The 20,364-nt window shown below is 70.9% G+C and carries 18 protein-coding genes; 6 read left to right on the top strand and 12 right to left on the bottom strand.

Annotated elements, in window-relative coordinates; translation table 11 throughout:
* Nucleotides 1-375 precede the first annotated feature (375 nt).
* A complete protein-coding gene (locus tag P2L57_RS03230; protein WP_275807860.1) occupies nt 376-1,812 on the bottom strand; it encodes a dihydrolipoyl dehydrogenase family protein in 1,437 nt (478 codons plus the stop codon).
* 185 nt (nt 1,813-1,997) lie between these two features.
* Here P2L57_RS03230 and P2L57_RS03225 point away from each other — a divergent pair, with 185 nt between their 5' ends.
* Nucleotides 1,998-2,624, top strand: coding sequence for a histidine phosphatase family protein (locus P2L57_RS03225; protein WP_275807857.1), 627 nt, complete (start codon nt 1,998-2,000; stop codon nt 2,622-2,624).
* 223 nt (nt 2,625-2,847) lie between these two features.
* On the opposite strand, the gene P2L57_RS03220 is transcribed toward P2L57_RS03225, so the two are convergent.
* The 3 genes from P2L57_RS03220 to P2L57_RS03210 are packed head-to-tail and all read right to left on the bottom strand — an operon-like array spanning nt 2,848 to nt 5,353.
* Nucleotides 2,848-4,239 (bottom strand): NADP-dependent succinic semialdehyde dehydrogenase, encoded by a 1,392-nt coding sequence (locus P2L57_RS03220; protein WP_275807854.1) that lies wholly within the window; start codon nt 4,237-4,239, stop codon nt 2,848-2,850.
* 58 nt (nt 4,240-4,297) lie between these two features.
* Nucleotides 4,298-5,017 carry a YoaK family protein gene (locus tag P2L57_RS03215; protein ID WP_275807851.1) on the bottom strand — a complete coding sequence of 240 codons (720 nt, stop codon included), beginning with the start codon at nt 5,015-5,017 and terminating at the stop codon, nt 4,298-4,300.
* A 9-nt stretch (nt 5,018-5,026) separates the two neighbouring features.
* Entirely contained in the window at nt 5,027-5,353 is a 327-nt protein-coding gene (locus tag P2L57_RS03210) for a hypothetical protein (protein WP_275807849.1), read from the bottom strand.
* Between the two features lie 275 nt (nt 5,354-5,628).
* Here P2L57_RS03210 and P2L57_RS03205 point away from each other — a divergent pair, with 275 nt between their 5' ends.
* Nucleotides 5,629-6,525: a trypsin-like serine peptidase gene (locus P2L57_RS03205; RefSeq protein WP_275807846.1), complete on the top strand. Its 897-nt coding sequence runs from the start codon at nt 5,629-5,631 to the stop codon at nt 6,523-6,525.
* A gap of 20 nt (nt 6,526-6,545) precedes the next feature.
* Here the strand turns inward: P2L57_RS03205 and lysX are convergent, their stop codons facing one another.
* Complete coding sequence (gene lysX, locus P2L57_RS03200; protein WP_275807842.1) at nt 6,546-9,842, bottom strand: bifunctional lysylphosphatidylglycerol synthetase/lysine--tRNA ligase LysX; 3,297 nt, start codon at nt 9,840-9,842, stop codon at nt 6,546-6,548.
* 273 nt (nt 9,843-10,115) lie between these two features.
* On the bottom strand, nt 10,116-11,090 hold the full coding sequence (locus P2L57_RS03195; RefSeq protein ID WP_275807839.1) for a TauD/TfdA family dioxygenase: 975 nt from the start codon (nt 11,088-11,090) through the stop codon (nt 10,116-10,118).
* A gap of 368 nt (nt 11,091-11,458) precedes the next feature.
* Between P2L57_RS03195 and gad the strand changes: the two genes are divergently transcribed.
* Entirely contained in the window at nt 11,459-12,850 is a 1,392-nt protein-coding gene (gene gad, locus P2L57_RS03190; protein ID WP_275807836.1) for a glutamate decarboxylase, read from the top strand.
* Nucleotides 12,851-12,868: 18 nt separating this feature from the next.
* Here the strand turns inward: gad and P2L57_RS03185 are convergent, their stop codons facing one another.
* Entirely contained in the window at nt 12,869-14,326 is a 1,458-nt protein-coding gene (locus tag P2L57_RS03185) for an aldehyde dehydrogenase family protein (RefSeq protein WP_275807833.1), read from the bottom strand.
* A 99-nt stretch (nt 14,327-14,425) separates the two neighbouring features.
* Nucleotides 14,426-15,292: a Sco1979 family transcriptional regulator gene (locus tag P2L57_RS03180; protein WP_275807831.1), complete on the bottom strand. Its 867-nt coding sequence runs from the start codon at nt 15,290-15,292 to the stop codon at nt 14,426-14,428.
* 225 nt (nt 15,293-15,517) lie between these two features.
* Between P2L57_RS03180 and P2L57_RS03175 the strand changes: the two genes are divergently transcribed.
* The gene (locus tag P2L57_RS03175) at nt 15,518-16,009 is read left to right on the top strand and encodes an ATP-binding protein (protein ID WP_275807828.1); all 492 of its coding nucleotides are present in this window, start codon (nt 15,518-15,520) and stop codon (nt 16,007-16,009) included.
* Between the two features lie 58 nt (nt 16,010-16,067).
* On the opposite strand, the gene P2L57_RS03170 is transcribed toward P2L57_RS03175, so the two are convergent.
* Nucleotides 16,068-16,292, bottom strand: a complete 225-nt coding sequence (locus P2L57_RS03170; protein ID WP_275809146.1) for a DUF397 domain-containing protein — start codon at nt 16,290-16,292, stop codon at nt 16,068-16,070.
* Nucleotides 16,293-16,576: 284 nt separating this feature from the next.
* On the opposite strand from P2L57_RS03170, the gene P2L57_RS03165 reads away from it, so the two are divergent.
* Nucleotides 16,577-17,461 (top strand): GNAT family N-acetyltransferase, encoded by an 885-nt coding sequence (locus P2L57_RS03165; protein ID WP_308292426.1) that lies wholly within the window; start codon nt 16,577-16,579, stop codon nt 17,459-17,461.
* Here the strand turns inward: P2L57_RS03165 and P2L57_RS03160 are convergent.
* Together P2L57_RS03160 and P2L57_RS03155 are read right to left on the bottom strand one after the other, a co-directional pair.
* Entirely contained in the window at nt 17,400-18,410 is a 1,011-nt protein-coding gene (locus P2L57_RS03160) for a GNAT family N-acetyltransferase (protein WP_275807825.1), read from the bottom strand. The genes P2L57_RS03165 and P2L57_RS03160 overlap by 62 nt on opposite strands.
* Before the next feature lie 14 nt (nt 18,411-18,424).
* On the bottom strand, nt 18,425-18,946 hold the full coding sequence (locus P2L57_RS03155; protein ID WP_275809143.1) for a GNAT family N-acetyltransferase: 522 nt from the start codon (nt 18,944-18,946) through the stop codon (nt 18,425-18,427).
* An 86-nt stretch (nt 18,947-19,032) separates the two neighbouring features.
* Between P2L57_RS03155 and P2L57_RS03150 the strand changes: the two genes are divergently transcribed.
* On the top strand, nt 19,033-19,830 hold the full coding sequence (locus P2L57_RS03150) for an exodeoxyribonuclease III (protein WP_275807822.1): 798 nt from the start codon (nt 19,033-19,035) through the stop codon (nt 19,828-19,830).
* Between the two features lie 76 nt (nt 19,831-19,906).
* Here the strand turns inward: P2L57_RS03150 and P2L57_RS03145 are convergent, their stop codons facing one another.
* The gene (locus P2L57_RS03145) at nt 19,907-20,326 is read right to left on the bottom strand and encodes an ankyrin repeat domain-containing protein (protein WP_275807819.1); all 420 of its coding nucleotides are present in this window, start codon (nt 20,324-20,326) and stop codon (nt 19,907-19,909) included.
* Nucleotides 20,327-20,364 lie beyond the last annotated feature (38 nt).

The following is a 20,364-nucleotide window of genomic DNA, read 5'->3' as shown; positions in this document are numbered from 1 at the left end:
CCGGTCTGCCCGGCTGGCGCGGTGAACGCCAGCCGGGCAGTCGGCGTGCCGTCGTGGGACGAGTAGTACCAAGGTGGCCCGCGCCTCACGGCGCCGTACGGCGCGTCGCGCGAAGGTCGCGGTGATGGCGAGCAGCGAAACCGTAACAGCGTAGACAACAGCTGCCGCCGCGGACAGGAGCCCGAGATTCATCGGGCACGCACCCTTCTCCCCCTGTTCGGCCCAGGGCCCGGTCACGCTGACGCCGGGGTGGGCTCCGCACCCCCATGCTACCCGCCGTACGTACGGCACGGCAGCTGTTGTCCCTTGCGGGGCATGGGAGTTGGGATGCCCAGCCGTGAGTCGGCGAACTGCCGGGAACCGTACGGGCATGGCCTACTCGCGGTACGCCTCCAGCAACCGCAGCCACACCTCGCTGATCGTCGGGTAGGAGGGCACCGCGTGCCAGAGGCGGTCGACGGGAACCTCGCCGGCCACCGCGACCGTGGCGGAGTGCAGCAGTTCGCCGACGCCGTATCCGACGAACGTCACACCGAGCAGCAGCCCCCGGTCGAGGTCGACGACCATGCGCGCCCGGCCCCGGTAGCCGTCCGCGTAGAGCCCCGCGCCGGCGACCTGGCTCAGGTCGTAGTCCACGGTGCGGATCCGGTGGCCCGCACGCTCGGCCTGTTCGGCGGTGACTCCGACCGCGGCGGCCTCCGGATCGGTGAAGACCACCTGCGGTACCGCGGCGGTGTCGGCGGTGGCCACATGGCGGCCCCAGGGAGCGGTGTCCACCGGCAGGCCGCCCGCCCGCGCGCCGATCACCGCGCCCGCGATCCGCCCCTGGTACTTGCCCTGATGGGTCAGCAGCGCACGGTGGTTGACATCGCCCGCCGCGTACAGCCAGCCGTCCGGCACATCGGTGACCCGGCAGGTGTCGTCAACCGGCAGCCACTGCCCCGGCCGCAGCCCCACCGTCTCCAGGCCGAGATCGTCGGTGCGCGGCGCGCGCCCGGTGGCGAACAGCACCTCGTCCACGACGAGTTCACCGCAATCCGCCAGCACGACGGTCACCGGACCGGAGGGATCCGGCCGTCGTACGCTCGCGACGTTCGTCCCGGTGCGGATCTCCACCCCGGCCTCCGCGAGCCCCTCCGCCACCAGTTCACCGGCGAACGGCTCCATGCGGGGCAGCAGTCCCGTACCGCGTACCAGCAGGGTCACCCGCGAGCCGAGGGCCTGCCAGGCCGTGGCCATCTCCGTTGCCACCACGCCGCCGCCGACCACCGCCAGCCGACCGGGCACCTCCTGCCCGCTGGTCGCCTCCCGGCTGGTCCAGGGACGGGCCTCGGCCAGCCCCGGCAGGTCGGGCAGCGCCGCCCGGCTTCCGGTGCACACGGCGACCGCGTGCCGGGCGGTGAGCGTCCGTAGCTCGCCGCCCGGGGTCTCGACCACGACCCGCCGCACCCCGTCGAGCCGCCCATGACCGCGGACCAGGTCGATGCCCGCACTGTCCACCCAGGCGACCTGCCCGTCGTCCTTCCAGTACGAGGCGTACTTGTCGCGGTGCTCCAGCACCGCCGTCACGTCGAGCGACCCAGTCGCGGCCTCACGGGCGCCCGGCGACCGGCGTGCGTCGGCGAGCGCGGTCGGCGGTCGCAGCAGGGCCTTGCTCGGCATGCACGCCCAGTACGAGCACTCGCCACCGACCAGTTCGCTCTCCACGAGGGCGACGGTCAGTCCTGCGGCGCGGGCACGATCCGCGAGGTTCTCCCCGGTGGGTCCCGCGCCGAGCACGACGACGTCGTACTCCTGGGTCTCGGTGGTCACGTTCCGGCCTCCCGGTCTGCGTAGTTCGTACGGTGCCGTGGCCTCATCCTCCGGCCATCGGCGGCCTCCTGCCTGTGTCCCCGTCCACCCGGGTGACCGGCCACCCCTGATGATCGACGAAGATGGCCGGTACGGGAAGACGAAGGCCGAAGACGCACCGAAGCCACGACGTAAGAAGGACGCATATGGGCGAGCTGATCCTCATCCGGCATGGCGAGACCGAGTGGAGCCGGGACCTGAAGCACACCAGCTGGACGGACCTGCCGCTGACCGCCCGGGGTGAGGAGCAGGCCCGTTCGCTCGCGCCGCTGCTGGCCGCCCGCCGGATCGCCGTCACGTTCAGCAGCCCGATGGCACGCGCGCTGCGCACCGCCGAACTCGCCGGTCTCGGCGGTCCGGTCATCGAGCCCGACATGCGGGAATGGGACTACGGCGGCTACGAGGGCATCACCACCGAGGAGATCCACCGGACCCGCCCCGGTTGGGACCTGTGGACCGACGGAGTGGCTCCGGGCCCCGTCGACCATCCCGGTGAGTCGCCCACGCAGGTCGGCGAGCGCGCCGACCGGGTGCTCAAGGCCGTCGAGGCGGCGTTGAGGGACGCGGAGGACAGCGGGGAGGGCGGGGACGTGGCACTGGTGGCGCACGCCCATTTCCTGCGTGTGCTCACCGCCCGGCGGCTTGGCCTTCCGGTGTCCGGCGGGGCGCGGTTCCGGCTGGACACGGCCACGGTCAGCCGTATCGGCATGGAGCACGGCCGCCCGGTCATGACGGCCTGGAACATCACGCCGCCGGAGCACCACGCGGACTGAGGGTCCGTCTGCTGCCCCCCCGGGGGCCCCGCGAAGCCGTCGCGTGCCGCGCTCGGGGAGCGGCCCCGGCGTAGCACATGCTGCCAGGGGTCGTCCGTGAGGCGCTCGGTGATGCTCGCCGGCGTCCGGCGGCGGCCGTGCGGTTCCGGGTCCTTCAGCTCCGACCGGTCGATGGGCGCGGCGACCGGCGCGCACGGTGCGTCTGCTGGTTTCGGCCGCCACGTCAGACGCCGTACCAGACCGTGGTGATGTTGCAGAACTCGTGCATCCCGTGCCCTGACAGTTCGCGCCCGTACCCCGAACGCTTCACTCCGCCGAACGGCATGGCGGGATGTGAAGCGGTCATGCCGTTGAAGTAGACGCCGCCCGCCTCCATGTCCCGTTCGAAACGCCGCTGTTCTGCCTCGTCGCTGGTCCAAACATTGGAACTGAGGCCGAACGGCACGTCGTTGGCCAGTTCCACGGCCGCGTCCAGGTCATCCACCCGGTACAGGGTGGCCACCGGTCCGAAGGCCTCCTCCCGGTGGATGCGCATGGTCGGGGTGATTCCGGTGAGCACGGTCGGCTCGTAGAACCAGCCCGTGCCGCGGCCCGGCGGGCGCCGTCCGCCGCACAGTACGGTGGCGCCCTGCGCGGTGGCGTCGTCCACGAGTTGTTCCAGGTCGGCGCGGCCGCGTTCGCTGGACAGCGGGCCGACGTCGGTGGTCTCCAGCATCGGGTCGCCGACGGTCAGCGCCGCCATGGCCGCGGTGAACCGCTCGGCGAACTCGTCGTACACGTCGGTGTGCACGATGAAGCGCTTGGCGGCGATACAGGACTGCCCGTTGTTCTGCACCCGGGCGGTGACCGCGGTGCTGGCGGCGCGGGCGATGTCGGCGGACGGCATCACGACGTACGGGTCACTGCCGCCGAGCTCCAGCACGGTCTTCTTGACCTCGTCACCGGCGATCGCGGCCACCGACCGCCCCGCGGGCTCGCTTCCGGTGAGCGTGGCGGCGGCGATCCGGGGGTCGCGCAGGATCTTCTCGATGGCGTCCGAGCCGACCAGCAGGGTCTGGAAGCACCCTTCGGGGAAGCCCGCACGATGGAAGAGGTCGCCCAGGTACAGCGCGGTCTGGGGGACGTTGGAGGCGTGCTTGAGCAGCCCGACGTTGCCCGCCATCAAGGCGGGCGCCGCGAAGCGGATCACCTGCCACAGCGGGAAGTTCCACGGCATGACGGCGAGCACCACACCGAGCGGCCGATAGCGGACGTACGCGGTACGGGCACCGGAGTCCTGGATGTCGGCGGCGGAGGGGTGTTCGTCGGCGAGCAGCCGTTCGCCGTGCTGCGCGTACCAGCGCAGTGCCTTGGCGCACTTGGCGGCTTCGGCGCGGGCGGCGACCAGGGTCTTGCCCATCTCGGTGGTCATGGTCCTGGCGATCTCGTCCTGCTCCCGCCCCAGCAAGTCGGCGGCGGCGCGTACCAGTTCGGCCCGGGTGTCCAGGTCGGTGGTGCGGTAGTCGCGGAAGGCGGCCGCCGCTCGGGCCAGGCGTTGCTCGATCTCGTCCGGGCCGTGGGCCTCGAAGGTCTTCAGGGTCTCCCCGGTCGACGGGTTGACGGTTGCGATGGCCATGGCGGTTCCTCCTCGGACCGGGACGGTGCCTCTGATCATGTGCCCACTACGTATGCATTTACCCCTTGTGGAGCGGGATCGCAGCCGGGCGCGGCCGGGTGTGGCGGTACGTCGTGATCAGGACCGCCGCCAGGACCAGTACGGGCGGGGGAACGGCCGCCCAGGCCGGAGCCCACCGGTGCAGCACGGCGGCCACGGCCGCGCCCGCCACCAGTGCCGCGAGCCGTACCGGCACCCACCGGTCGCTCGCGCCGCTCAGCACACCGGCGTTGCGGGCGACGTAGGTGGCGAGGCTGCCGGTGAAGTAGGTGGAGGGCCGTGCGACGCGACCCGCCACAAGCATCGCGGCGGACTGCCCGCCCATCGCCACGGCGGCCACGCAGAGCAGCACTTCGCGCAGCGTCCTGCCCGGCACGCCTCCGCTGCCCGCCCAGATGGACGCGTGTACGGTCAGCAGCCCGGTCTCGGCCGCGAGGCAGAGCAGCGCCCGGGTCGGCCACCCCGGCCGGGTGTCGGCGGCGCAGCCGCGGCAGGTCAGCGCGGTGGCCCAGATGCCCGCGACGAACCCGGCCAGCGCGACCAGCGGCGCCGTCAGATCGATCGGGTGCCCCGAGGCGAAGGCGATGCCGAGCAGCGCCAGATTGCCAGTCATCACTCCGGCGAAGACATGGCCGAGGACGGTGAACGCCAACGCGTCCACCGCCCCGGACGCCGCGGCGAGCAGCACCAGAGCGACATGATCCGCGGTGCCGGGACCGAGTCCCTGCGCGCCGGGCAACGGCGGCGGCTACCGCAGCGGCCCGGGATCGGGCACCGGGCTGGGCGCCGGCCCAGGCGCGGGGCCGGGCGGCGGGGCGGGCGGGACCGGTTCCGGCGCCGGGCCCGGCACGGGCTCGGGCGGGGGTGCCGGGATGGGATCGGGCGCGGGTCCGGGCGGGACCGGGCCCGGCCTGGGCCCTGGACCGGGTGGCGGCGTCGGCGTGGGCGGCACCGGATCGGGCCGCGGGGCGGGGTCCCTCAGGTCCGGACGGTGCACGGTGGCCAGGGACTGCCGTGCGGTGTGCTGCTTCATGACGTCCTCCAGCACCTTGCGGGTCTGCGCCGGTGTGCTCACCGGCGCGGCTCCTTGCGCCCCGCTTCTGCCCGGGATGCGTTGGCGTACCCCTCACACCCTGGCCACAGCCTCAGGCGGCGCGCGCGGAGGCCTAGCCCGTCGGTAGTACCGCGTCACCGGTGCCCGAGGGGGCGGTCAGGGCGGGGCAGGTGGGCGATTGCCCCGAACGCCAGGGCGAGCGACGCCGTATGGGTGACCCGTGGAGTGTCAGGTGCCGACCGCACCGCATCCCGTCGGATCATCTGCCTTAACCAGAGGTCACGGGAGGGCCAGCGGTGGAGCGGATCGGCACAGCTGCGGCTGCGCGCGCGGGAGGCGTCGTACTCGCCTGCCTGGCCGCGGCCGTCCTGTCATCCGCCGCCCTCAGCCCCGCCGACAGACCCGCAGCGAAACGCACCGCAGCGCACACCGCACAGCGCCCGGGCGCGAAGCACCGTCCGGGCCCGGCCCCCAGCCGCACCCCGTCGCCGGTCGGCCGGGTGGCGACGCTGCGGGCGGCCACCCCCGCACCCACCGCCACCTTCCCGCCCGACTACCGGGTGGGCGCGGTCTTCTCCCTCGCCGGCCAACCGCACCACTACTGCACCGGCAGCGTGGTCGACAGCCCGCACCGCGATCTGGTCATCACGGCGGCGCACTGCGTGCACGGCGGCGCGGGCAGCGGCTACCGCACCGGACTCGGCTTCGCGCCCGGATATCGGGACGGCCGCAGTCCGGCCGGTCTGTGGCGGGTGCGCACCACCCTGGTGGCGCCCGAGTGGGCCAACTCCACCGACTCCTCGGCCGATGTCGCCTTCCTCGTCGTCGAACCGCTGGACGGCCGCAACATCCAGGACGTGGTGGGCGGCAACCGGCTGAGCACCGGCCATGACCGCGGTCCGATCCGTCTGGTCGGCTATCCGCGGAACGCCAATGACGCGATCTCCTGCGAAGGCACGGCGCAGCCCGCGCAGCGACGCGGGGTGGACCAACTGCGCGTCTTCTGCCCCGGGTTCACCTCCGGCACCAGCGGCAGCCCATGGCTCGCCGACCCGAACCCGGCGGGCGGCGGCTCCGTGGTCGGGGTGATCGGCGGCTACCGGAACGGCGGCACGACCCCCGACGTGTCCTACAGCAGCGTGTTCGGCGAACGGGTCCAGGACCTGTACGAGAGCGCCGTCGCCCTGGGATAGATCCTCCCGCGGGGTCGCGGTCAGCGGCGCCGTACCAGCGGGAAGGGCAGGGTCTCCCGGATCGTCAGACCGGTCAGGAACATCACCAGCCGGTCAACCCCGATGCCCAGGCCGCCGGTCGGCGGCATGCCGTACTCCAGCGCGGTCAGGAAGTCGTCATCGACCTCCATCGCCTCCAGGTCACCGCCGGCCGCCCGCAGTGACTGCTCGGTGAGCCGCTTGCGCTGCTCCACCGGGTTGATCAACTCCGAGTAGGCGGTGCCCAGTTCGGTACCGAAGGCGACCAGGTCCCAGCGCTCGGCGAGCCTCGGGTCGCTCCGGTGCTGGCGGGTGAGCGGGGAGACCTCGGTCGGGAAGTCCTTGTAGAAGGTCGGCAGCGTGGTGCGCTCCTCGACCAGCCGCTCGTACATCTCCAGCACCAGATCGCCGCGGCCCATGCCCGGTGCGTACGGCACCCCGGCCCGGTCGCACAGCCGCATCAGCTCGATGGTGCCGGTGTCCGGTCCGATCTCCTCGCCGAGCGCCTCGGAGATCGCCCCGTACACCGTCTTGACCGGCCAGTCGCCGGAGATGTCGTACTCGGCCACCGTGCCGTCCGCATCGGTCCTACGGGCGATCTGCGCGCCGTTGGCCGCGGTGGCGGCGGCCTGCACCAGTTCCCGGGTGAGGTCCAGCATCACGTTGTAGTCGGCGAACGCCTGATAGGCCTCCAGCATGGTGAATTCGGGGTTGTGCTTGTACGAGGTGCCCTCGTTGCGGAAGGTGCGGCCCAGCTCGAAGACCTTCTCCACGCCGCCCACGCACAGCCGCTTGAGGTAGAGCTCGGGTGCGATCCGCAGATACAGGTCGAGGCCGTAGGCGTTGATGTGGGTGGTGAACGGACGGGCGTTGGCGCCGCCGTGGATCTGCTGCAGCATCGGGGTCTCCACCTCCAGGAAGCCCCGGTCCAGCAGACCCTGGCGCAGCGCCTGGACGGCGGCGCTGCGGGCCCGTACGACCTCGCGGGCTTCGGGGCGGATGACCAGGTCCACGTAGCGCTGGCGCACTCGGGCCTCGGGGTCGGTCAGACCGCGGCGCTTGTCCGGCAGCGGGCGCAGGCACTTTGCGGTGAGCCGCCAGGAGGTGGCGAAGACGGACAGCTCGCCCTTCTCACTGGTGCCGATCTCACCCTCGACCTCGATGTGGTCGCCGAGGTCGGTGCGGGTGGTGAAGCGCGCCAGCTCGCCGGGCCCCAAGTCGGCGCGGGCGAAGGCGACTTGCAGATCCGCCGACCAGTCCCGCAGTACCGCGAACACCACTCCGCCGAAGTCGCGCCGCATCATGAGCCGACCGGTGACGACCACCCGCTCTCCGGTACGGGATCCGGGCACCAGGCCCGGGTGGGCGGCCCGGATCTCGGCGAGCGTATGGGTCCTGGCGGCATCCACCGGGTACGGCTCGACGCCGTCCTCGACCAGGCGGTCCAGCTTGTGGCGGCGCACCCGTACCTGTTCGGGCAGCGCCGCCAGGTCGTCGGCGGCCAGGGCGGCCGTCTCGTCCGGCTCGGTGGGCACCAGCTCGGTGAGCGGCGGCAGCGGCGCGGCGCTGACCGGCGGCCGTACCCCCTTGTGCCAGCGCATGCCGAGGCGCGGGAAGTCCACGAACCCCTCGGCGATGCCCGCCGCCAGGCCGATCCGGGCCACCTGCCGGCCTTCGGCGAAGCACAGGAAGCGCGGATACCAGTCCGGCTTGTACTTCACGTTCGACCGGTACAACGCCTCCAGCTGCCACCACTTGGAGAAGAACAGCAGCATCCTGCGCCACAGTCGCAGCACCGGGCCCGCGCCGATCCGCGCACCCTCCTCGAAGACCGCCCGGAACACCGCGAAGTTCAGCGACACCCGTTTGATGCCGAGCCGCGGCGCCCGCTCGGCGATCTCGGCGACCAGGAACTCCATGACTCCGTTGGGTGCGCCGCGGTCCCGGCGCATGACGTCCAGCGAGATGCCGTCCGGCCCCCAGGGCGCGAAGGACAGCAGCGCCATGGTCTGCCCCTCGGGGTCTACCGCCTCGGCGAGCAGGCAGTCATCGTCCGCCGGGTCGCCGAGTCGGCCGAGCGCCATCGAGAAGCCGCGCTCGACCTCGGTGTCCCGCCAGGCGTCGGCCAGGGCGATGACCCGCTCCATCTCCTCCGGCGCCAGGTCGCCGTGGCGGCGGATCCGGCAGGTCATCCCGGTGCGGCGGACCCTGTTCACCGCCTGCCGGGTGACCCGCATGTCGCGTCCGGCCAGGTCGAAGCGGGCGGTCTCCAACACCGCCTCGTCGCCGAGTTGCAGTGCGCTGAGCCCGGCCCGTGCGTAGGCCTTGGCGCCTTCCTCGCTGGCGCCCATGACGGCCGGGACCCAGGCGTACTTACGGGCCAGGTCCAGCCATGCCTCGATGGCCGCGTCCCACGCCCCGCGGTCCCCCACCGGGTCCGAGCTCGCCAGGCAGACGCCCGCCTCCACCCGGTAGGTGACGGCGGCGTCGCCGCTGGGCGCGAAGACCACGGCCTTGTCACGGCGGGTGGCGAAGTAGCCGAGGGAGTCGTGTGCGCCGTGTCGGGCGAGCAGCGCGCGGATACGTGCCTCCTCGTCACCGTGCAGCGCGGCCAGCGCCCGCTGCGAACGGAACAGCACGGCCGCCGCGTTGAGCAGTGCCAGGGCGCCGAACAGGCCGAGCAGGAAGCTCACCGCCATCGGCGGGTGCCGGGGGAAGCGGCGGCCGCTGATCAGTCCGCCGAAGACCCGGTTCGCGGCCCAGGGCAGCCGTTGGTCGGCGGGCAGTCCGCCGTGGAAGAGCTCGACGAGCCCCCAGCCGAGCAGCACCGCGACGGCGAGGCCCAGCGCCAGTACGCCCAGGGCCCGCCAGAAGGCGCCGCGCCGCACCCGCGCCGCGAACTGCGACCTGGACAGCAGCAGCGCGGTCATGATCAGGCTGGTGATGAGCAGGGAGACGGCGGCCTCCACCGGACTGACCAGGTCGATGGTGAGGATCTCGGCGACCAGCACCAGACCGGTGTAGAAGGTGACCACCCACCACGCGGCCCGCTTGCGGGCGAGCAGCGCCCCGGCGAGCAGCAGCAGGAAGACCGCGTAGGCGAGGTTGGGTGAGGCCGGGACGATCCAGTCGTCGATCAGTTCCAGCACCGGGGAGAGCAGCCAGCGCAGCGGACTGACCAGCGCGGCGAGCGCGCAGGCGGTGCCGAGCAGCCCGAGGAACCCGCCGAACCAGGCGGGCACGCGCTTCGCCACACGTTGCAGCAGGCCGGGCCGGGTCCGTTGATCACCGCCGCTCATGGCCCTCCAGGTGTCATCCGGCCGGACATCGTGCTGTCGGTCCGGTCACAGGTCACCACCACACGTCACGGTATCCACGTGCGGGCCACTTCGCACGGCACATTCGGTGCGGTATTCCGCGGGATTCAGCGGATGGGACCTGTCTGGCGGAGCGCACTCGGGCCCGACCTCCGCGGCGGCCGGGCCCGGCCGCCTTCTCACGGTCGCTGCCCGGCGAACGATGGAAGGCGGCCGTCGGCACCCGCGCCGACGGCCGCCCGGCACCACACCGCGTCAGTGTCCCCCGCGGGTCTGCGCGTAACAACGCCGCAGCCAGCGTGCCGTCCCCTGTGCGGCAGGCTGGAACGGGACTCGGCGATGCAGCACTCGGCGGTTGTCGAAGATGTGGAAGTCCCCGGCGCCGATCAGCACCGCGGTGCCGTCCAACTCGCCCAACCGCCGTTCGAATTGGGTCAGCGCCCGGGTGGCGCGCAGCGTGAGGCCGGTGATCCTGTCCGGCCCGTACCGTACTGCGTCCTGTCCGTCCGGCAGTGTCCACAGCACGGGGACGCCCTCGCGCGCCAGCGGACCGTCATCGGAGCCCGACGCATAGGACTCGGGAGCGGTCACCAGGAATTCGGGCAGCCGCAGGTCGTCGATGACCCACTGCGGCAGGGTGGAGAGCACCTCGCTGAGCGGGAGCAGATCGGTGGGGACCTCCTCTTCGTTGCGCATGCCGTAGAAGGAGAGGTACTGCGGGATCGCTATCGACGACTCCGCGGTCTCCGTGTGGTCCAGGACCGAGTCGTCGGTGTGCCAGTCGAGTGGCGCGGAGTAGCCCCAGGAGGTGAGTGCACGGCCCGAGTCGGGGCGTGGTGCGACGTTCCGGATCAGTCGGCCGTCGTTTTCCCAGCGGTAGGCGACCGGAATCAGCCCCAGCAGGTGGAGCACGCCGAAGTGGACCAGGTTCGGGACGATGAGGGTGGATTCATCGCAGAATCCCTTGTCCGGAGTCGGAATCCATTCCTCCGCTTCCGGCAGATTCGACACCGTCAGCCAGGGCGCCGGGTCCCGCCGCCATGCGGTCAACTGTTCCAGTACGGCGGCGGGCAGATGATTCCGCAGGTGCTTGGCGCCGGTCTCGGCGTAGGCGCGCGGGTCGGAATCCGGGGTGACGTCTCCGAGGCCTGGGTGCGCACGCAGATCCGCGGAAATCGACACCTTTACGGTGTCGGTGACGCGGACCGCTTCCCGAAGAACGTCGTGCATGCCGTCAAGGTCTCCTTGGCAGGGGCTATTTGAGTGAAGTCCTGGGAAATTCAGTGACCCATTCTGAAGGTACCCCGGGGCCTTCGGCGGCAAATGTTGTTCATGATTCCTTGAGGAAGATCTGAGCTTGCCGGTCTCCGCCGCCGACCGCGGTATCCGCGGGGCAGCGGAAACCGGCGCGGAATATGAACTTCCGCTAAATGATGCCCAGTTGGCGGGGCGGCCCCGGTGCGGCGCCACCGCGGACATGTCAAGAGGTCGCGCGCCCCCGCCCCCGAACGGCCCAGAAGGGTCCACACCCGGCATTGCGCGCGGATGACTTCCACCCGCCCCGGGCAGGATGGATTCCACCGTCAGGAGGTTGTGCCATGCCACTGCACCGCGTCGACCAAGCGCGGCAATACGCGCCCGACGACCTGTACGCACTGCCCGGATCGTTCGAACCGCTCCCCCGCTACCGCATCCCCGAGGGGACCATGCCCGCGCGGGCGGCGTACCAACTGGTCCACGACGAACTCCTGCTGGACGGCAACTCCCGGCAGAACCTCGCGACGTTCTGCACCACCTGGGCCGAGCCCGAGGTGCAGACCATCATGGCCGAGGCCCTGGACAAGAACCTGATCGACAAGGACGAGTACCCGCAGACGGCGGAGATCGAGTCGCGGTGCGTGCACATCCTGGCGGACCTGTGGCACGCACCGGACGGCTCCTCGGCGGTGGGCTGCTCCACCACTGGCTCCAGCGAGGCGGCCATGCTGGCAGGCCTGGCGATGCAGCGCCGGTGGCGCGCCCGGCGCCGCGCCGCCGGGCAGTCCACCGAGCGGCCGAACCTGGTGTGCGGCCCGGTCCAGGTGTGCTGGGAGAAGTTCGGCCGCTACTTCGACGTGGAACTGCGGCAGATCCCGCTGCTGCCGGACAGCCTCACCATGCGGCCGGAGCAACTCGCCGACTACTGCGACGAGAACACCATCGGCGTGGTGGCCACCCTGGGCGTGACCTTCAACGGCGAGTACGAACCGGTCGCTGAGATCGCCGGCGCCCTGGACGAGTTGCAGCAGCGCACCGGCTTCGACATCCCGGTACACGTGGACGCGGCAAGCGGCGGCTTCGTCGCCCCCTTCCTGCAGCCCGACCTGGAGTGGGACTTCCGGTTGGAGCGGGTGAAGTCCATCAACGCCTCGGGGCACAAGTTCGGCCTGTCGCCGCTCGGCGTCGGCTGGGCGATCTGGCGCGAGGCGGCCTATCTTCCCGAGGAGCTGGTCTTCCATGTCGACTACCTCGGCGGCGACATGCCGACCTTCGCCCTCAACTTCAGCCGACCCGGCGGCGAGGTGATCGCCCAGTACTACAACCTGGTCCGGCTCGGCCGCGACGGCTTCACCGCCGTACAGGAGGCCTGCGCGAAGGTCGCGGCCCGACTCGCCGACGCCATCGCCGAGTTGGGCCCGTTCAGCGTGCTGCACGACGGCAGATCGGGCCTGCCGGCGGTGTGCTGGACGCTCACCCGGCAGCCGCGCCCGGACAGCGACGACTGGACGCTGTACGACCTGTCCGAGCGGCTGCGGCTGCGCGGCTGGCAGGTGCCGACCTATCCGCTGCCCGCCGACCGGTCGGACGTCGCGGTACAGCGCGTGGTGGTACGGCACGGGGTCAGCCGCGACCTGGCGGAACTGCTGCTCGACGACCTGAAGGCAGCGCTCACCGACATCCGGCGCCGCCATCTGTCCGGCGCCGAGCAGCAGCCGGGCTTCCATCACTGAACCTCGCGGGAATCGGCCTCAGAACGGGAAGGCACTTCGCCCGTGCTGGACGGAGATCCACTTGAGCGTGGTGAACGCCTCGATGGTCGACTCACCCCCCAGACGTCCCACGCCGGAGGCCTTCTCCCCGCCGAAGGCCACGATCGGCTCGTCGGCGATGGTCCCGTCGTTGATGTGGATCATTCCGGTGTCGATCCGCTGCGCCACCCGGACGCCACGCTCGACATCACCGGTGTGCACGGCGCCGCTGAGCCCGAAGGGCGTGTCGTTGGCGATCCGCACCGCCTCGTCCTCACCGTCGAACGGGATGACCAGCACCACCGGGCCGAAGATCTCCGTCGACAGGATGGGCGCGTCCTCTGGCACCCCGGTCAGCACCGAGGGCTCCATCAGCGTGCCCTCGGTGCGGCCGCGCAGCAGCGCCGTGGCGCCGTCGTCGATCGCCTGGGTGATCTGTGCCTCGATGGCATCGGCCTGGTTGGGGTTGATCAGCGGGCCGATGTGCGTCGTCGGGTCCTGGGGGTCGCCGACTCGCAGGCTGCGGATCTTGGCGACGAACCGCTCGGTGAACTCCTTCTCCACCTTGCGGTCCACCAGCACCCGGTTGGCCGCCATGCACACCTGGCCCTGGTGGGCGAAGCGGCTGAAGACCGCGGCGTCCACGGCGTAGTCGAGATCCGCGTCGTCCAGCACGATGAGCGCGCTGTTCCCGCCGAGCTCCAGCACGGTGCGCTTGAAGTGGCCCGCCGCGACCTGGGCGACATGCCGGCCGACCTTGTCCGATCCGGTGAAGGAGATGACCTTCGGCACCGGGTGCTCGATGAGCGCGTCACCGATCTCCGCGATGTCGGTGATCACGACGTTGAGCAGACCCGCCGGGAGCCCCGCCTCCTCCAGGATCCTGGCGATCAGCGTGCCTCCGACGATCGGGGTGTTCTGGTGCGGCTTGAGCACCACGCCGTTGCCCAGCGCCAGGGCCGGGGCGACGGACTTCAGCGACAGGAACAGCGGGAAGTTGAACGGGCTGATGACCCCGATGACCCCGACCGGCAGCCGGTAGAGCCGGTTTTCCTTGCCGTCCACCGGTGACGGCAGGATCCGTCCCTCGGGGCGCAGCGAGAGCTGCATCGCCTCGCGGAACATGTCCTTGGTCAGCGCGAGTTCGAAACCGGCTTTGACATGGGTGCCGCCGAGCTCCTCGATGATGATTTCGGTGATCTCGCGCTCACGGTCCTCGACAACGCGCAGCGCCCGCTCGAAGACCAGTCTGCGGGCGTACGGATTGACCTGTGCCCACTCCTTTTGCGCGCGCTCGGCGGCACGGTAGGCCTGGTCGACCTCGTCCACGGTGGCGACGGTAATGGACGCGATCTTCTCCCCGTTGTACGGGTTGAAATCGATGATCTCCCAGGAGCCGCTACCGGGTTTCCACTGCCCGTCAATGTACTGGAGCGCCAACTCGGAAGAATAGGACATGCCATCCCTTTCACGCGGGCCCGGTGGACACAACTTCGAAACCTGATGCGGCCTCATACTACTTACCGCACAAGTCGGTTGCGGATCACTGTCGGCGTATCAGGCTTTGCGGAGAATGGTCCGCAGCAGATCGCGGGTGCCCGCCTGGGTCAGTCCCTCGGTCCGCAACCGGTCCATCAGCCGGGCATACTGCGCCACCTCGTCGCGCTTGTCGAGGTACAGCGCGCTGGTCAACTGCTCCAGGTACACCACGTCCGGCAGATCGCTCTCCGGGAAACGCAGCATGGTGAATGCTCCGCACTCCGCCGCATGGCCGCCGAACTCGAACGGCACCACGTGCAGCGAGACATCGGGGTGGTCGGACAGCTCCAGCAGCCGCCGCATCTGCCCGCGCATCACCTCGGACCCGCCGAACGGCCTGCGCAGCGCGGCCTCGTCCTGCACCACCACCAGGTGCGGCGAGCGATCACCGGAGAGGATCTTCTGCCGGCGCATCCGCAGGTCGACACGGCGTTCGACCTCGTCCTCCGAGGCGTTGGGCTGCCCGAGCCGCACGACCGCGCGGGCGTACTCGTCGGTTTGCAACAAGCCGTGGATGAACTGCACTTCAAAGGTCAGGATGTGCGACGCGGACTCCTCCAGGCCCACATATGTCTGGAACCAACCGGGCAGCACATCACCGTAGGAGTGCCACCAGCCCGCGACGTTGGCCTCCCGGGCCAGCGCCAGCAGTGCGTCGCGGTCGGACTGTTCGGTGACCCCGTAGAGCGTGAGCAGGTCCGCGACATCGCGCTCCTTGAAGCTCACCCGCCCCAGTTCCATGCGACTGATCTTGGACTCGGACGCACGGATCGAGTACCCGGCGTCCTCGCGGGTGACGCCCTTCGACTCCCGCAATCGGCGCAGCTGGGAGCCGAGAAGTATCCGGCGGACCACCGACCCGCTTCCCGGCTGATCTGTCGTCATCTGATTGGCCCCTCCATCCATGGAACAGGCGAAGTGTGTCACCTCCGGGGCGCGGCGGACTCCGCTTCCCGCCACCCCGTGACCGAACGGTGCACGTGAGTCTGCGCGTGCATATGCCAACTCTGCAGCTGCACGTGCATTCGCTCTTGCATCCTGCCCGCGGGTTGGGGACGATGTGAACCGTGCACTTGTCGACCAGGCCCACGACAGCCCGAGGTGTCGGACATGAGGAGTGAGGGCTCGGTGGCGCTCGCGCCCTTGTGGGACGTGGTGCTCCCGTCCGAGAGACTGGCGTCGTCGGCCTGCGAGCTGGCCGCCGCCTACGAATCGGTCCGGGAGGCACGGCACTTCACGATCTCCACCCTGCAACGGTGGGGGCTGTGCGAGCTGTTCGACAACGTCGCGCTGGTGGCTTCGGAACTCGTCACCAACGCGCTGCGGCACGGCGTCGGGACGGACACGGGGCCGCACCCGACGGCCGCGCAGACTTCACCGCCCCCCGTGGTCCGGCTGAGCCTGGCTCGCTGGTCCTCGCGGGTGGTGTGTTCGGTACGCGATCCCAGCAGCCAGGGCCCGGTGCCCAGGACCCCCGACTTCGTGGCGGAGTCGGGCCGGGGGCTGCACCTGGTCTCGTCGTGCTGTGAAACCTGGGGATGGCATCCCCTCACCGGTGCGGGAAAGGTCGTCTGGGCCCTCTTCCCCGCACCGCCGAATTGATTGGCTCCGCTTCCGCTTCGCCCTCCCGCCGGGCTCCGCTTCCGCGGAATGCGGGATTCTACTGGGTGCCCTGGACCAGGTGGTCGAACTCCCCGTCCTTCACGCCGAGAAGCAACGCCTCGATCTCCGCGCGCGTGTATATCAGCGCGGGCCCCTCGGGAAAACGGGAGTTGCGCACCGCCACATCGCCGTCGGGCAGCCGGGCCAACTCCACGCAGGTCCCTTGGGAGTTGCTGTGCCGGCTTTTCTGCCAGACAGCCCCATGGAGTTCACTAGCTGCCATGCCGTTGTATGTGCGGCGCACAGATACCTCCTGGGACGTGCGGTTCTCACCGGCCGGAATGATAGCGCGATGCACTTGCAGAGGCCCGTGCAGATGACTGTGCGACAACTCTCAGATGCGGCCGTTTACCGAGGCTTCCCTCGCTGACGCCGCTTCGGTTCGGTGGCTGGCCTGCGGTTTGGGCCGGGGCCCGGGGGCTATACCCCGGGGACGCCCGGAAAATCGGCTGCGGATAACTCCCTGTATCCGACACGTGCACCATGGGTTGGACAACGACACATGATTTGACGACGTATGACGCGACGGCACGAGACTTCCCGCGCTCAAGGCCCGTCGAGCACGCGGTGTTTCTGACGGTCACCGCCCGGCTGCGGATTCAGGGGCCGGGCGCCTCCGGCGACCGGAGACCGGAGTTCGGTTGGTGGACCGGAAGGGACGGCGCGGTCACCGCCGCTTACCTGCGTACACCGCCCTACAACCTGCTGCTGACCGGCTTTCCCGCGGACGCCGCGCAACCGCTTGCTGACATCCACCCGGCCGCGGATCCGGCCCTGCCTGGCGTCAGTGGTCCGACCCCCTCGGTGGCCTTCGGCGCCGCCTGGCAGCGGACGACGGGCGCCCGCCCGAAGGCCTCGCGCAGCGAACGCCTCTACCGGTTGGGCGAGTTGGCGCCGCCGGCACCGGCGGCCGGGCAGCGCGGCCGAGTGGCCGGCTCCGACGACCGCGAGCTGCTGGTCGACTGGTGGACCCGGTTCGCTCAGGTGATCGGGGGGCCACGGCCGTACCACGCGGGCCGCGCCGTGGACGACCCGCTCGCCTACGGCGGAGCGTCGCTATGGGCGGACGGCGAACAGCCGGTGTCGCTTGCCGGCGCCACCCGGCTGGTGGCCGGCACGGTGCGGATCGCCCCGGTGTTCACGCCCGAGGCACTGCGCGGTCGCGGGTACGCGTCCCAGGTGACCGCGCTGGTCTGCCGCCAGGCGCTGGAGGCGGGCGCGCGAGGTGCTGCTCTTCGCCGATCTGGCGAACCCCACCAGCAACGCGCTCTACCAGCGCCTTGGCTTCCGCCCGGTGACGGACTTCACCATGGCGCGCTTCGAAGCCTGATCAAGTGCCCTGCGACAGACGGGAATCGATCACCCGGCACAGCCGGTAGGAGACCGGGGTGAAGCCGAGGGCCGGCCAGTGCCCCGCCGCCAGTGGCGAACCGGTGGGCCAGTTCGCCGTGATGTGGCGGTACCCGCGGTCGTACGCCCAGGCCAGCGCGGTGGCCAGCAGGACCCGGCTCACCCCTTCGCCGCGGGCGTTCGGCTCGACGTACGCCTCGACCAGCTCCACCGCCGACTCCGGGGTGAAGGGGCCGGGCGGCACCGGAGTGAGCACCACCATCCCGGCCTCCTCGCCGCGCCGCACCGCGAGCCAGGCCGCGCTGTGCGGGTCGGCGAGCGCCTCGGTGTACCGGGTGCGCAGCTGCTGGAGGACCTCCTGCGGCTGCGGCTGGAAGATCGCCGCGTGCTGCCGGTACCCGGCCGACTCCGCCGCCATCCGCCCTACCGGTCCCAGATCGGCCGGGCTCGCGCGGCGGATGGCCAGCCCGTCCACCCCGCGCGGCTGACGGCCGCTGGCCTTGACCGGCATCAGCCCGCGTATCCGCTCCAGACCGAACCCGAGCCGGAACCAGGCCATCGCCACGCTGTCATCGGCCGGAAGATCGACATGATGGACCAGTCGGCCGCGCGCCACGAACCGCTCGGCCACCGCCGCGTACATCTCGCGCAGCACCTCGGGCTCCCGGCCCGGGTGCAGCGCATGCCCGCCGTGGGCGACGAGCGCCGAGCGCGGATGGCTGTGTTCGTCCAGCCGGTCGCCGGAGCCCGGCTCGTCCGGGGAGACGACGAGATAGCCGCTGAGCCTGCCCCGGCTGCCGCGGGCCGCCACCGCCTCGGTTCCCGGCCCGGCCAGCAGCTTGGCCACCAACTCCTCGTACGTGTAAGGACTTTCGGCCTGGCCACCGGCGGGCAGCGCGCGCGGTCTACGGGCCCTGGCGTACCAGCGGTCGAGGAGTGCGGCGGACTCGGGAACGTGCTCGGCCGTCATCGGCGCGATGGCGAAGGTCATGGTGCGACCGGACGCTAACGGGCCTCGGACCGCCGCGGCAAGGCCCGTACGCCATCATCTGCGACCGTCAGCGAACGCCCCAGGTGCACGCTCAGTGGTGAGTCTCGGTACACACCGAACTTGGTCACCGGCGTGTAGCCGCACGAGCTGTACAGGGAGATCGCCTCGGGCTGCAGCTCACCGGTCTCCAGCACCATCCGCAGGCGTCCCGCGGCGCTCGCACTGGCCTCCAGCTCGGCCAGCACCCGGCGCGCCAGTCCACGGCCGCGGGCTTCCGGAACCACGTACATGCGCTTGAGCTCCGCGTCACCGTCCGCATGGCCCTCGGGCGCGGCATCCTGGGCACGCCAGCCGCCGGTCGCCACCGGTTGGCCGTCGAGATAGCAGATCAGGAACAGCCCGCCCGGCGGGTCGAACTGCGCCGGGTCCATCGGCGTCGCGTCCGGCTCGCCGTAGCGCTGCACATACTCCTGCTGCACCCGCTCGGTCAAGGCCACCGCGTCCGGGTGGTCGTAGCGCACGGTGCGTATCTCCACTCGTATGTCCACCTGGGCATGGTACGGGTGCCGAATCGGCGGTCGAGTAGGCTGTCGCGGCGTTGTCCGCGACTCAGGAGCGTCTTTTGTTCACCGTGACCACCGTGAACGTCAACGGGCTGCGCGCCGCAGCGAAGAAGGGCTTCGTGCTCTGGCTGGAGGCGACCGGCGCCGATGTGGTGTGCCTGCAGGAGGTGCGCGCGGAACCGGCTCAGCTGCCCGAGGAGGTACGTGAGCCGGCGGGCTGGCACACGGTACACGCACCGTCCTCGGCGAAGGGGCGCGCGGGCGTCTCGGTGTACTCACGGCAGGAGCCGGAACGAGTGCGGGTGGGCTTCGGCTCCGACGAGTTCGACGCCTCGGGCCGCTATGTCGAGGTCGATCTGCCGGGCGTGACGGTGGCCAGCCTCTATCTGCCGTCGGGCGAGGTGGGCACCGAGCGGCAGGCGGAGAAGGAACGCTTCATGAAGGAGTTCCTCGCCTACCTGGTCGAGCTACTGGCCCGCGCCGCCGTCGAGGGGCGCGAGGTGCTGGTGTGCGGTGACTGGAACATCGCGCACCGCGAGGCGGATCTGAAGAACTGGAAGTCGAACACCAAGAACTCCGGCTTCCTTCCGGAGGAGCGGGCCTGGCTGTCCCGGGTCTTCGACGAGGCGGGGTACGTGGACGTGGTGCGCTCGCTGCATCCGGACGCCACGGGCCCCTACTCGTGGTGGTCCTACCGCGGAAAGGCGTTCGACAACGACGCCGGCTGGCGGATCGACTACGTGGTCGCCACCCCGGGTATCGCGGCCCGGGCCGAGTCCGCGGTGGTGGAGCGGGCCACGGACTACACGCTGCGTTGGTCGGACCACGCTCCGGTGACCGTCGCGTTCCGCGTCTGACACGCGGTTTCCGCATCGGACGCCGACCCGCGCCCCGCCGCGCCCGGGGATCTCCGTGCGCGGCGGAAGGCAGCGGTCATCGTCCTTCGAACAGCGCGACGAGATCGCTCTTGCCGAACATCCGGGCGGTCTCGATGGCGGACGGAGTGCCCGCGGTCGGATCGGCGCCCGCGTCGAACAGTTCCCGGACCACCTCCTCCTCGCCCTTGAAGACCGCTCCCGCCAGCGGCGTCTGGCCCCGGTCGTTGGAGCGGTCGGGGTCGGCGCCCCGGGCGAGCAGCGCGGCGACGGTCTTCGGGTGGCCGTGGTAGGCGGCGAGCATCACCAGGGTGTCGCCCCTGTCGTTGGAGAGGTTCGCCGGAACGCCCGCGTCCACATAGGCGGCCAGGGTGTCGGTGGCGCCCTGTCGGGCGAGGTCGAAGACCTTGGCCGCGAGTTGGATGACCTCGGGGTCGTGCGCGGGCTCGGTCCCGTTCTCAGGTGTGGGTTGCGTCATCTGTACCGGCTCCTGGGTCGCTTGTCACGGGTACGGAG

The sequence above is a fragment of the Streptantibioticus ferralitis genome, assembly GCF_029223525.1.
Taxonomy (GTDB): domain Bacteria; phylum Actinomycetota; class Actinomycetes; order Streptomycetales; family Streptomycetaceae; genus Streptantibioticus_A; species Streptantibioticus_A ferralitis.
The sequence above is the reverse complement of the archived record's forward strand: the minus strand, read 5'-3'. Positions and strand labels throughout refer to the sequence as shown.

Bases quoted from the DNA above. Each gene is read 5' to 3' on its own strand.
- P2L57_RS03225 (WP_275807857.1), top strand. From the start codon at position 1,998: ATGGGCGAGCTGATCCTCATCCGGCATGGCGAGACCGAGTGGAGCCGG.
- P2L57_RS03220 (WP_275807854.1), bottom strand. From the start codon at position 4,239: ATGGCCATCGCAACCGTCAACCCGTCGACCGGGGAGACCCTGAAGACC.
- lysX (WP_275807842.1), bottom strand. From the start codon at position 9,842: ATGAGCGGCGGTGATCAACGGACCCGGCCCGGCCTGCTGCAACGTGTG.
- P2L57_RS03195 (WP_275807839.1), bottom strand. From the start codon at position 11,090: ATGCACGACGTTCTTCGGGAAGCGGTCCGCGTCACCGACACCGTAAAG.
- gad (WP_275807836.1), top strand. From the start codon at position 11,459: ATGCCACTGCACCGCGTCGACCAAGCGCGGCAATACGCGCCCGACGAC.
- P2L57_RS03185 (WP_275807833.1), bottom strand. From the start codon at position 14,326: ATGTCCTATTCTTCCGAGTTGGCGCTCCAGTACATTGACGGGCAGTGG.
- P2L57_RS03180 (WP_275807831.1), bottom strand. From the start codon at position 15,292: ATGACGACAGATCAGCCGGGAAGCGGGTCGGTGGTCCGCCGGATACTT.
- P2L57_RS03175 (WP_275807828.1), top strand. From the start codon at position 15,518: ATGAGGAGTGAGGGCTCGGTGGCGCTCGCGCCCTTGTGGGACGTGGTG.
- P2L57_RS03170 (WP_275809146.1), bottom strand. From the start codon at position 16,292: ATGGCAGCTAGTGAACTCCATGGGGCTGTCTGGCAGAAAAGCCGGCAC.
- P2L57_RS03160 (WP_275807825.1), bottom strand. From the start codon at position 18,410: ATGACCTTCGCCATCGCGCCGATGACGGCCGAGCACGTTCCCGAGTCC.
- P2L57_RS03145 (WP_275807819.1), bottom strand. From the start codon at position 20,326: ATGACGCAACCCACACCTGAGAACGGGACCGAGCCCGCGCACGACCCC.